General features: G+C 59.6%; 11 protein-coding genes and 1 pseudogene. 8 read left to right on the top strand and 4 right to left on the bottom strand.

All coding sequences use genetic code 11. From position 1 onward, the window contains the following. The first annotated feature begins 347 nt into the window (after positions 1-347). Both pepA and ECTHA_RS18990 read left to right on the top strand, forming a co-directional pair. Entirely contained in the window at positions 348-1,214 is an 867-nt protein-coding gene (gene pepA, locus ECTHA_RS0107805; RefSeq protein ID WP_084306842.1) for a flocculation-associated PEP-CTERM protein PepA, read from the top strand. Between the two features lie 360 nt (positions 1,215-1,574). Then, positions 1,575-2,429, top strand: a complete 855-nt coding sequence (locus ECTHA_RS18990; RefSeq protein ID WP_244875631.1) for a class I SAM-dependent methyltransferase — start codon at positions 1,575-1,577, stop codon at positions 2,427-2,429. Positions 2,430-2,673: 244 nt separating this feature from the next. Here ECTHA_RS18990 and ECTHA_RS18985 read toward each other — a convergent pair whose 3' ends face one another. After that, entirely contained in the window at positions 2,674-3,504 is an 831-nt protein-coding gene (locus tag ECTHA_RS18985; protein WP_025282591.1) for a GNAT family N-acyltransferase, read from the bottom strand. Positions 3,505-3,773: 269 nt separating this feature from the next. Here ECTHA_RS18985 and ECTHA_RS17600 point away from each other — a divergent pair, with 269 nt between their 5' ends. From ECTHA_RS17600 to ECTHA_RS20370, 4 genes and pseudogenes are all read left to right on the top strand, one after another. After that, positions 3,774-4,607 carry a PEP-CTERM/exosortase system-associated acyltransferase gene (locus ECTHA_RS17600; protein WP_025282592.1) on the top strand — a complete coding sequence of 278 codons (834 nt, stop codon included), beginning with the start codon at positions 3,774-3,776 and terminating at the stop codon, positions 4,605-4,607. Positions 4,608-4,632: 25 nt separating this feature from the next. Then, positions 4,633-5,505: pseudogene (locus ECTHA_RS20585) on the top strand (ThiF family adenylyltransferase); the annotation flags it as partial. A 1,172-nt stretch (positions 5,506-6,677) separates the two neighbouring features. Continuing rightward, the gene (locus ECTHA_RS17590) at positions 6,678-7,859 is read left to right on the top strand and encodes a glycosyltransferase (RefSeq protein WP_238984763.1); all 1,182 of its coding nucleotides are present in this window, start codon (positions 6,678-6,680) and stop codon (positions 7,857-7,859) included. A gap of 98 nt (positions 7,860-7,957) precedes the next feature. Next, entirely contained in the window at positions 7,958-8,407 is a 450-nt protein-coding gene (locus ECTHA_RS20370; RefSeq protein ID WP_084306840.1) for an Rpn family recombination-promoting nuclease/putative transposase, read from the top strand. Between the two features lie 923 nt (positions 8,408-9,330). On the opposite strand, the gene ECTHA_RS17580 is transcribed toward ECTHA_RS20370, so the two are convergent. After that, positions 9,331-9,744 (bottom strand): hypothetical protein, encoded by a 414-nt coding sequence (locus ECTHA_RS17580; RefSeq protein ID WP_025282596.1) that lies wholly within the window; start codon positions 9,742-9,744, stop codon positions 9,331-9,333. Between the two features lie 279 nt (positions 9,745-10,023). Further along, a complete protein-coding gene (locus ECTHA_RS0107755) occupies positions 10,024-10,977 on the bottom strand; it encodes a transposase (RefSeq protein ID WP_025282597.1) in 954 nt (317 codons plus the stop codon). A gap of 127 nt (positions 10,978-11,104) precedes the next feature. On the opposite strand from ECTHA_RS0107755, the gene ECTHA_RS20030 reads away from it, so the two are divergent. Then, entirely contained in the window at positions 11,105-11,530 is a 426-nt protein-coding gene (locus tag ECTHA_RS20030; protein ID WP_218915908.1) for an Rpn family recombination-promoting nuclease/putative transposase, read from the top strand. Then, positions 11,527-11,661 carry a hypothetical protein gene (locus ECTHA_RS20540; RefSeq protein WP_280512695.1) on the top strand — a complete coding sequence of 45 codons (135 nt, stop codon included), beginning with the start codon at positions 11,527-11,529 and terminating at the stop codon, positions 11,659-11,661. The genes ECTHA_RS20030 and ECTHA_RS20540 overlap by 4 nt, the downstream gene beginning before the upstream one ends. An 88-nt stretch (positions 11,662-11,749) precedes the next feature. Here the strand turns inward: ECTHA_RS20540 and istB are convergent. Further along, positions 11,750-12,255: IS21-like element helper ATPase IstB (gene istB, locus ECTHA_RS0107745; protein WP_026623633.1), on the bottom strand; the 506-nt coding region annotated here is incomplete at its 5' end.

Below are 12,255 nucleotides of genomic sequence, written 5' to 3'. Positions count from 1 at the left end.
CATCGTCCGTAACACCTGCCGCCGCCGTCATCATGAGGCCGAAGAACCGACGTTCGAACTCGATACCAAACCCAACGCCAAACAGCGTTGCTGCACTGGATCGGATCAACGATATCCGGTTGTAGCCAGACGCCTGAACCCTGAATCGCTTTTTAAGTAAGTAGATTCAATGGTTTAGCGTTACTGGTAGGCTGGAACTTCAGCCTAGCCGTTTACCATTGATTATTGGTCCCTTTCCCGACTTGGCATGATGCATGCTTTATTGACGACAGGCTCGAGTTTAACCCGCAAGGTCCGACCGGCCTGCAAAGAAAACACCATCATTGACGACCGGGGGTAAAGCACTCATGAAACTCAAACACTTAACAATGGGAATGATCGTGATCGCGCTGGGTGGTGGTTCCATCGCCTCATCGCAGGCGGCGAGCATCACCATACCCGACGGCGACTCCGCAGGAACTTACGCCAACTTCGGCGGCTTCGACTGGAGTGCAGGCGGCAAGGCAACGGTGTTCGACTGGTGGACCGATCAAGACACCGTCTCGGCAGGCGATACGAGAGATATTACCCTGGACTTCTGGACAATCGCGGGTAGCGTCTCTGACCCGTTCCAGAACAATCTCACCGGTCCAACCAGGGGCATCTTAGACGGAGATTACGAGTTCACTTTCTCTACGCAACTTACGGAGAGAGCGACCTGCTTAGAAGCTGTAGGCGGCGCCTGTATCCAGTCCGAGTTTGAGCTTTTGGCTGGCAGCTGGCAAATCTATTACGATCCCAATCCCAACGCCGATCAATTGGCCGGAACCGGATTCCAAGATGGAACGCTTATCTTGGAAGGGGATTTCGATCTTGGTTTTGCGGGGGTGTTCACAGCAATTGCAGACGCAACCGGGTTCGTCGGCGGCACGGGTAGCAACACGCTCCAAGGTACAGTGACTTACACCAACAGCGACTTCTTCACTCCGGACTTGGTAGGCACCACTGTTGGCACTGAGTTGAAGTTTGGAAACGACAGGACCGATGGAGGAGTATTGGTCACGGGAACCCCCTTTAACTCCCCGGTGACTTGCAGCGTAGAGGACGGCACCATTTGCCTCCAAGCTGATGCCAATCAGTCTTTCCGTGCCGCCGAGGTGCCCGAACCGGCAACAGTTGCTTTGCTGGGTTTTGGTTTGGTGGGCCTGGTTGCGCTCCGCCGCCGAATGAGCTAGCGTCATCGACACGGGTGCACTGATTGCCGAAAAGAGCCGCCCCCGCTTCGGGCGGCTCTTTTCGTTGGCCAGGACAGGGCGCATAGGCTGCCTTGCGGATCGACGCCTTGCATCCAAACTGCCGGGCGGATCACGGTACATTTCATCGCCACTTGGATTAAGATGATGACCTTTCGGCATGAAGGCATTGAGACATCTCTAGCGAGGGTGAGGAACAACGTGGGCACAACCACCAAAGCGAAAGGCACTGAATGCAATTTGTGCGGGAGCGACCGGCAAAAGCCCTTCTCGGAGACTCGTGACTATATCTCCGGGGAAACCTTCCGGGTTGTGAGATGCGAGGAATGCGGATTGGTCTACGTGGATCCTCAACCCCCACTCGAAAATCTGCATCGCTACTATCCTGTCATTCACCAGATGGCCCCCCCCGCTGCCTACGAGCGTCTAGACGCGCGCGGCCGAGTCCGGGCGGTGAAGAGGATTGCCGGCCATAGCCCTAGCAGGATTTTGGACATTGGTTGCGGGAAAGGGCTGCTACTGAAAGCACTGTCCGACTGTGGCTGGAGCGTGGCTGGCACAGAGATGTCCGAATCTTCCTGCGCGTATGCTAACAGCATCGGCGTGCCGGTATTCGCTGGGGCAATCGGCGATGCCCCTTTCGAGCATGAGTCTTTTGACGTGATCACTTTATTTCATGTGCTCGAACACCTGCCAAGGCCGAGAGAAGCGCTCAGCATCATCCTTGAATTGTTACGGCCGGGCGGCATTCTCATCGTTGAGGTACCTAATATTGGGAGCTGGTATGCACGACTCTTCGGGAACGACTGGTTTCACTACGACGTTCCGAGACACCTCTATCACTTCGATACAAGGACACTAACCCGAATCCTTCGCACCTCAGGCTTCTCCATTATCGAAACCAGCACGCGGAATCTTCAGTACGACGCGTTCGGCGCCGTTCAAAGCACCCTCAACCGTATACTTGACAAACCAAACCTGCTAAACGATTTCAACACCGGGCAGGTCAAATTGCGCGACCTCTGGAAGAACGAAGACCGACTTTCGAATCTGGGCGCCTTAACCCTGAGCCAGCTAACGCTCTCCTTGGGTTTCCCCTTATTCGCGGCAGCAGGGTTCATTTCGTCACCCTTGATTCAAGGGGGAACGCTTAGGTTCGTCGCGACGAAGGAAACCGCCCTAGACCAGCCTCGCTAACGACGGCACCCACATCAAGCATCCCAAAACAGGAACGTGACGACTCCGTGCTGGGCTGCAAACCACCCACAAGAGATACGTTGTACTCACAATATTTTGAATCGCCGATTCGCAACCACAGCCATCAACCAAGGGAGGCCCACCGACGGTCTTAGAATCGCTATTCCACAGTGAACGCGGGACTCTCGCTTTCGTAAAACCCCGCTGCCCTAGGTGGCATAAAACAAGCCACCGGACGGTACATTTAGTTGCAGTAGCGTAGAGCGCTCACACCGGACGATCGTGATACACCAATACCAGCCCGATAGGGGAAACGAGCGCCACGATGCTCGCAGGCTTGGCCTATACGCTCGATCGGAATCTGCAAACGATGCATAAGCCGTGCAAGCGAAGGGCGAACCAAGAAGTAGAGCGCCTCACCGCCTCTCTTTGCTACGACACTAGCCGCAACATGAAACAGTTTTGAAATCACCGCATTACTGTCGACCTTCGCATCCGCCAACTTAGAGGTGTTCTCTGGAGCGTCATCGAACGCAAAATCCTGCAAACCCCGACGCGCCCGAACATCCATGCATTCGCCGCTGTCGGCCCCCCCGGACCAAGAATACTGGGGGCGGATTTTCATACCACGAATCACACCGTCATCGCGCCGAAAACCGCGAGGGGCGCCGCCCTGATCAACTCCTCGCCTCCATCCCCATCCGGCGTTACCTATGACCCGCCGCTCGGCTTTCCGCCGATACACCGAAGGAATGCAAACCCTTGAGATTTCCCACGCGCCCGCACCGCCAGCATGATCAGCGCCGGGGGCACACCCCATCAAGTTGAAGATCGGTAGCCGCCCATCCAAGGAGGGGATAAGTCGCATGGTCCCAATCCACTCACCGGACGGTCGATGCCTGACCAGGAAGGGGATCGAATACTCATCCCACTCATCCCGCTCCATTCCATCGGGAAAGGCAGCGGGGTCTTCGTAGCCCGTTTCCAGGCAGTACACCTGGTAGCGAAGGCGATGGTGAATGCGACGCATCTCCCTGGTGTCGGCAACGACAACTTCGTAGTCATTCTCGATCATTTTGGTCAAGTTCGCGTTGGTTAAAGGCTATTGGAGTGTAAACACTCATTTCGCCTGATCACTGAACGCGCGTCACATTCTGGGAATCAAGTTACTGGGCTTGACAAAGATCGCGAACAAATCTCGCGCCGGCCCCATACGATTGGAAAGCGGCTATGGGGAGACGCATCAGCAGCACGGGGTATATACTCATGCAAGCCACGCGAGGGCTGACGATGGGGGAGGAGTTGAGCCCCTGCTCCCTGCATGCCTAACCAAGAAACCGCCACATGCTTGCCATCGATCATTTCTTCAAGTACTTCAAGCTGGACTTTGCCCGCACCCCGGACCAGCTCCGGGCGGTGCAAAGGGCACGGTACGACGTTTACGTACGCGAATTCGGCTTCGAGAACCCCGCCGACTGTCCCGATGGGCTGGAGCGTGACAGCTTCGACCCCCAGTCGCTGCATTGCATGGCGGTATACCTTGGGGACAACAAGGCAAAGCAACACGCGGATGGGGAGACCGTAGCCGGGTGTGTACGGGTGGTGCTGCCCACCCTCAAGGATCCAGATGGCCTGATGCCCCTGGAAACGTACTGTCAGGAGAGTCTTGAGCCGGACAACCCGAAACACCCTCAGCGCACCGCCAGAGATTCCCTCTGCGAGATCTCCCGGCTGGCAGCACACCCCGAGTTTCGCAGGCGGCCAAGGGAAGATGAAACCCGGATCGGTGCGTTGCCGGACAAGATCGAACTGCCCTCGGAAGAGGAGATGCGCACCTACCCACTGGTGAGCATGGCCATGATATGCGCATCCCCTGCCGTCGCACTGCTGGTGGGCCGACCTAACATGTTCATCATGGTGGAGAGTTGGCTCGCGCGGCTGCTCAAACGTATGGGCATCCCCCTTGAGCAGATCGGCGAGCCCACCGATTATCACGGCACCCGCACCGCCTACTACATCCGCGCGGAGGGCATTGTGGAAGGATTCAACCAGGACATGCGTCAGTTATACGATCGAGTGGAGGCCACGCTGCGGGATAACCTGGCGCGCGACGACCTGGGCGCCATGATTCGCGCCGGAGATCACCCCATGGGACGGGAGATGAAGGAAAACTCATAAGAACGAGTTGGGACGAGGCAGGATGATGAGCACACAAGATTTCGATTACGCGCACGCCTTTTCGCGCAATCTGGGGTGGGTGACCGAGGCCGAACAAATCCTGCTCAGGAACAAGCGCATCGCCATTGCCGGCATGGGCGGTGTCGGCGGAACGCATCTTCTGACCCTGACCAGACTGGGTGTCGGCGCCTTCAACCTAGCGGACCTGGATACATTCGAGCAGCCTAACTTCAACCGGCAGGCTGGCGCCATGATGAATACGGTTGAACGCTCCAAGGCGGAGGTGCTCGCCGAGATGGCACGGGATATCAACCCGTCGCTTGACCTAACCGTATTCGGCGAGGGCATCCATGCAGACAACCTGGATGCTTTTCTGAAGGATGTGGATCTCTTCGTGGACGGCCTGGATTTCTTCGCGCCGGAGATTCGGGCCCGGGTCTTCGCCCGTTGCCACGACTTGGGCATTCCCGCCATCACAGCCGGCCCCATTGGGATGGGAACCGCCTACCTGATCTTCACGCCCGACGGCATGAGCTTCGAGGACTACTTCCGGATGTCGGGGCTGCCGGAAAAGTACCAGTACGTGAACTTTTTGGTGGGCCTGACCCCATCAGCGCCCCATCGGCGCTATCTGGTAGACCCTTCCCGCCTCAGCCTGGGCGAGCGTCGTGGTCCTTCCACCATGATGGCCTGTCAGCTCTGCGCCGGGGTAACCGGCACGGAGGCCCTCAAGATACTCCTGCAGCGTGGACCTGTGTATCCGGCCCCTTACTACCATCTGTTCGACGCCTATCGGATGCGCTATCGGCGGGGGCGGCTATTCTGGGGCAATCGGGGACCCCTGCAATCCCTCAAATGCAGGCTGGGTTATCGCCAGGTGGATCGCATGCTGGCGGAAACGCCAACCCCGGAAGCGGATGCAGCCGTGCCGTCCACGCCGATTCACCAGATCATTGACCAGGCCCGGTGGGCTCCCAGCGGGGACAACACTCAGCCATGGCGATTCGAGATCCACGACGAGAAGCATTTCACCATTCATGGACACGACACCCGTGACCACGTGGTCTATGACCTGCGCGGCCACGCCAGCCAGATCGCCTTGGGGGGCCTTCTCGAAACTCTGGAGATTGCCGCCAGTGCCCAGGGCATGGCGTGCGATATTCAGCGTCGCTCGGGCATGCCAGAAAATCACCCGACCTTCGATGTTCAGGTCAGTAAAGCCAGGGTGGAACCGGATCCACTGGCTCCCTTCATCCCTGCCCGCACCACCCAGCGACGTCCCATGAAACGTCGCCCACTGCTCGACGCGCACCGCGATGCCCTCAACGCTTCGATGGGCCCGGACTACCACGTGGTCTGGGTGGAGCAGCCGGCCCAACGTCGGCGCATGGCGCGTTTGCTCTGGGACAACGCACAGATAAGGCTCACGACCCCGGAAGCCTACCCGGTGCACAGCAGTATCATCGACTGGGATGCGCAATACAGTATGGAGCGCATCCCGGACCAGGCCCTGGGCATGGATCCGCTCGGACTCAAGATGATGCGCTGGGCGTTGGGCAGTTGGCAGCGGGTGAAGTTTCTGAACAAATACCTGGGCGGAACGCTGCTGCCACGGCTACAGATGGACCTGCTTCCCGCGCTGAACTGCGCCGGGCATTTCGTGATTGTTGCCAACAAGCCTTTGAAGACGCTGGACGACTACGTGGCGGGCGGTCGGGCCATGCAGCGCTTCTGGCTCACCAGCACAAAGCTGGGCCTGCAATTCCAGCCGGAAATGACGCCACTGATCTTTGCGTCCTATGTACGTGAGCAGGTGGATTTCAGTGATGAACAGCGCTCTATCCAGCGGGCCATTCGGCTCTCCCGGGATCTGCAAGGACTGCTGGGTGAACAGACCGTGGAGCAGGGTGTGTTCATGGGTCGGGTGGGCTATGGGCCAACACCGGCGGCGCGATCAATACGACTGCCGCTTGCACGTCTGCTAAAAGGTTCAGGACAGGGGCGTTGACACGGATGCCTGCCAGCACTTCAGACACTCCCAGGCCACGCATCCTCTTTGTGGGCGAGGCCGTGACCCTCGCCCACATCGTTCGCCCCATGGTGCTTTGCCGGTCACTGCCTTCCAATGAGTACCAGGTTGCGTTTGCCTGCGACGCGCGTTACCTGGGGCTCTTTGATGCCGTCCCACAGGAGTTGCATCCGCTCGAAACGGTGAGTTCCCAGGATTTCATTGAGAATCTGGCCAAGGGCCGGCCGGTTTACGATGCGCCCACGCTGCGCCGCTACGTTGAAGCCGATCGAGAACTTCTTGACACGTTCCAGCCCGATTTGGTGGTGGGTGACTTTCGTATTTCCCTGGGGGTGAGCGCGAGACTTGCCGGGATACCTTACGTCACCATTACCAACGCGTACTGGTCCCCCTATTCCCGATTGGGATTTCCCTTGCCGGAGCACCCGCTCACACGGGTGATTGGTGTCCGGCCGGCAGAGTTCTTCTTCCAGCGCTTGCAACCGATGATTTTTGCCATGCACGCACGCCCCATGAATCGCGTGCGCCGTGAATATGGCCTGCCGTCCTTGGGGCACGATCTGAGAACCGCCTACAGCGATGCCGATGTCACGCTTTATGCGGACATCCCTGAGTTCATCCCCACGGCACCTTTGCCTGAAAACCACCAGTGGCTGGGTCCCATTCTTTGGTCACCAGAGGGTACCAAGCCCGAATGGTGGGAGCAGATCCCGGAACATCAGCCGATTGTGTATGTCGCCCTTGGCAGTTCCGGGCAGAACCGGCAGATTCTTCCTCGCGTGCTGGAGGCCCTGGCCAGGCTACCGGTCACGGTGATGGCGGCCACGGCGGGTTCTCGATTGGCTAACGTCCCCGACAATGCATACGTGGCAGACTTTCTGCCCGGCACGGAGGCAGCGGCCAAGGCATCGCTGGTCATCTGCAATGGTGGCAGCCTATCGACCCAGCAGGCGCTGGCCGCTGGTGTTCCTGTGCTAGGTATCGCGGATAACATGGACCAGCACCTGAACATGTCGTGCATGGAACGCGAGGGTGTCGGTATCAGGGTACGGGCCGGGCAGGCTACGGCAGACCGGGTGCATGAGGCCGTGTCGACCATCTTGACGGAAGGCGGTTACCGCGAAAGGGCCGCCAACTGGGCTCCGGTGGTGAATTCGCGGGATTCGGCGGCATGGTTTGCTTCCCGGGTACCGGAGTGGCTTTCCTTGGGTAAGCGGGGATAGCAGGATCCTTGCGGTAGATTTGCCCCCCCGACGGAGGCAATCGGTCAAGCGGGGGCGAATATGGCACACTGTGGCTCGATCCCCTGCCAGGACGCCGCATGAGCAACCATCACGACACGGGCTACAAGGAACTGTTCAGCTACCCGGAACTGGTTCGCCAGCTCATCGAGGGTTTTGCGCCACCGGAGGTGGCAACCATGATGGACTTTGCCACCCTCACGGACCACAGCGGGAGCTACATCACCCCACTGTTTGGCGAGAAGTTCGAGGATAAGGTCTGGTCGGTGGAGGTGAAATGGAACAACAGGAAAAGGACAGGCACTCTTGACCCTTTTACTCAGCTATCCACCCAGAGGGAGGGACAGGCACTCTTGACCCTTTTACTCAGCTATCCCTCAGCCATCCGCCGACTACCGCCCCGCCAGACTGCCCTCTTCCACTTTTCCTCAAGACCCCGGGCCCGAAAACCACCGTTAGCGCCTGACTCCCCCCAACATCTGGCTCCGGCACACGAACAACTGGAGGGAGGGAGGGACAGGCACTCTTGACCCTTTTACTCAGCTATCCGCCGACTACCGCCCCGCCCAACTCACCTCTCCCGCTTTTCCTCAAGGCCCCAGGCCCGAAAACCCCCGTCAGCCAACGATTTCCCCCAACATCTGGCTCCGGCACACGAACAATAACGGAGGGAGGGACAGGCATTGGCACTCTTGACCGTTTTACTCAGCTATCCGCCGACTACCGCCCCGCCAGACTGCCCTCTTCCACTTTTCCTCAAGGCCCCGGGCCCGAAAACCACCGTCAGCGCCTGACTCCCCCCAACATCTGGCTCCAGCACACAAACAACAGGCATGAGCCATTCTCGGCGCATCACCGCAGCATGGAAAGATCAATGAAGGAGGTGCCGTCAGGCCGCTGATCGTCGCCGCTTCGGCCGGGACATAGCCTCAAACTGCGTACTCTGGGCCAACCACTGATCCGGGGTGAGTCCCAGCCGCCGCAGTATCGGGGGCTGGATGTCGGCAATGGCGCCCTTCTTTCTCGGGTCGATGGCCCGACCCGTGTAGTCCACCAGGGATAGGTAATCCTCGAAGGCAAACGGGATACCGGGCTGTTCCCGGTCAAAGGGGGGGGGAAGGGACAGGCACTCTTGACCGTTTTGGTCAGCTATCCGCCGACTACCGCCCCGCCAGACTGCCCTCTTCCACTTTCCCTCAAGGCCCCGGGCCCGAAAACCGCCGTCCGCAGCGAACCAGAGGGAGGGACAGGCACTCTTGACCCTTTTACTCAGCTATCCGCCGACTACCGCCCCGCCAGACTGCCCTCTTACACTTTTCCTCAAGACCCCGGGCCCGAAAACCACCGTCAGCGCCTGACTCCCCCCAACATCTGGCTCCGGCACACGAACAACAGGCAAGCGCCATTCTCGGCGCATCACCGCAGCACGGAAAGATCAACGGAGGAGGTGCCGTCAGGCCGCTGATCGTCGCCGCTTCGGCCGGGACATAGCCTCAAACTGCGTACTCTGGGCCAGCCATTGATCCGATGTGAGTCCCAGCCGCCGCAGGATCGGGGGCTGGCTGCCGGCAATGGCACCCTTCTTTCTCGGGTCGATGGCCCGCCCCGTGTAGTCCACCAGGGATAGGTAATCCTGGAAGGCGAACGGGATGCCGGGCTGTTCCCGGTCCGCGAACGCACCTTCAAACGACAGCAACGGCTTCACCGGCCCATCGAACCGCAGCAAGGCATCCAGCTTCATCTGCTCGCGCACGGCCTGGGCCAGGTCAAACCGGGGCGCGATGCGTTCCTTGATGCTGGTGTGCTCCGAAGTCTCCGGCGTGTCCCCCATCCCGGACCGCACCGGGTTGAGATCCACGTAGGCCATGCAACTGAGCAGGGCGGCTTCGGTGCGCAGGGCCTGGGACTTGAAGCGGGCCTCCCAGCAAGGGGGGAAGGGACAGGCACTCTTGACCCTTTTACTCAGCTATCCGCCGACTACCGCCCCGCCAGACTGCCCTCTTCCACTTTTCCTCAAGGCCCCGAGCCCGAAAACCACCTTCAGCCGCCGATTTCCCCCAACACCTGGCTCCAGCACACGAACAACAGGCAAGAGCCATTCTCGGCGCATCACCGCAGCACGGAGAGATCAATGGAGGAGGTGCCGTCAGGCCGCTGATCGTCGCCGCTTCGGCCGGTACATAGCCTCAAACTGCGTACTCTGGGTCAACCATTGATCCGGTGTGAGTCCCAGCCGCTGCAGGATGGGGGGCTGGCTGCCGGCAATGGCACCCTTCTTTCTCGGGTCGATGGCCCGCCCCGTGTAGTCCACCAGGGATAGGTAATCCTGGAAGGCGAACGGGATGCCGGGCTGTTCCCGGTCCGCGAACGCACCTTCAAACGACAGCAACGGCTTCACCGGCCCATCGAACCGCAGCAAGGCATCCAGCTTCATCTGCTCGCGCACGGCCTGGGCCAGGTCAAACCGGGGCGCGATGCGTTCCTTGATGCTGGTATGCTCCGAAGTCTCCGGCGTGTCAGCCATCCCGGCCCGCACCGGGTTGAGATCCACGTAGGCCATGCAACTGAGCAGGGCGGCTTCGGTGCGCAGGGCCTGGGACTTGAAGCGGGCCTCCCAGAAGTGCCCCGTGCAGCCGTCCTCCTCGTTGGCCTGCCGGGCGATGGGCTCATTCAGACACTTCATGAACCAGCTCAGGCTGGCCAGCCGTTGCCGGTAGCATTGGGCGAATTCACCCACCTGGGCCAACTCATAGCTTTCCTGATTGCCTCCTGCCAGATACCGCTGGACCAGCAGCGGCCCGTTGAACAGACAAGTCCAGCGCCGCAGCACGTCGTCATCGGACCAGGAGTCGGCTTGGGCTGGGTCCAGCTTGACCACCAGATGATAGTGATTGGACATGACTGCATAGGCAGCGATGTCCACGGCAAACAGGGAGGCCAGCAGCCGTATACGATCCTCGATCCACTGCCGTCGGTGTTCAAAGCTTTTGCCGGTGACGTGATCCTGGCCGCAGAGGAAAGTGCGCCGCACACAGCGCGAGACGATGTGGTAATAGGGTGTATCGGCGAGCGAAATCTGTTGGCAGCGGGGGCGCGGCATGGTTCCCTCCAGAGGTGTCCGGCCAGATCCGTGGCTGGTGTGTGGACAGCTTACCGTAGGGGAATAGACCGGCCAAGTTGGGCGCAAATATGGCACACTGTGGCTCGATCTCCTGCCAAGACGCCGCATGAGCAACCATCACGACACGGGCTACAAGGAACTGTTCAGCTACCCGGAACTGGTTCGCCAGCTCATTGAGGGCTTTGCGCCGCCGGAGGTGGCGGCCATGATGGACTTTGCCACCCTCACGGACCACAGCGGGAGCTACATCACTCCGCTGTTTGGCGAGAAGTTCGAGGACAAGGTCTGGTCGGTGGAGGTGAAATGGGATGGCACCAGGCAGCGGGTGTTCGTGTATCTGCTGCTGGAGTTTCAGTCCACGGTGGACCACCGCCTGCCAATCCGGATGCTGCACTATGTGGCCTGCTTCTACGATCATTTGATCAAGACCCAATGTGACAACGGCCCGCAAGGGGCATGCCGCCGATCTTCCCGGTGGTGTTGTACAACGGCTCCAAACGGTGGACGGCGCGGGAGGACATCTATCGGATGATCCGGCCGGAGCCGCCGGGTTTCATGCGGGCGTATCAGCCCCACCTGCGCTACTATCTGGTGAACGAGTCAGCCTTCAGCGAAGAAGAGCTGGCAGAGCGGGATACGCCACTGAGTTGCGTAGACCGCTGAAGGTTGCCACCCATTCCACGTGAAGCCTGCCACCCGGACCGGGGCAAAGCTGCCACCCATCGGAGCGTAGCGACGCGGGGTTTCCTTCTTACTCCGACGTTGCGGTGTCGGTCAACTTGGACNGGGTTTTTCGCATGGACTCCCCTCTGAGATTGATCTTGTAGGCGTTGTGAACCAAGCGATCCAGAATGGCATCAGCCAGGGTGGCATCACCGATGACGTCGTGCCATTGGTCCATGGGCAGTTGGCTGGTGGCGATGGTGGATCGTCTGCCGTGGCGGTCTTCCAACACCTCCAGGAGATCACGGCGGTTTTCAGCATTGAGTTTCATGAGCCCCCAGTCGTCGAGAATCAGTACATCCACTTTGGCCAAGTTGGCCAGAAGCTTTGCGTACTGACCATCCCCCTTGGCGATGCTCAGCTCCCGCAACAGACGGGTTAGACGAACGTAGTGGGCGGTGTGTCCCTCTCGGCAGGCCTTATGGGCCAAGGCACAGGCCAGCCAGGTTTTGCCAACCCCGGTGGGGCCGGTGATGAGGATGTTGAGGTGTTCCTTCACCCACTGGCAGGCCGCCAGGGATTGGATCAACCCCT

Source organism: Ectothiorhodospira haloalkaliphila ATCC 51935 (assembly GCF_000633935.1).
GTDB lineage: Bacteria > Pseudomonadota > Gammaproteobacteria > Ectothiorhodospirales > Ectothiorhodospiraceae > Ectothiorhodospira > Ectothiorhodospira haloalkaliphila.
This window is presented reverse-complemented; position numbering and strand designations above follow the sequence as displayed.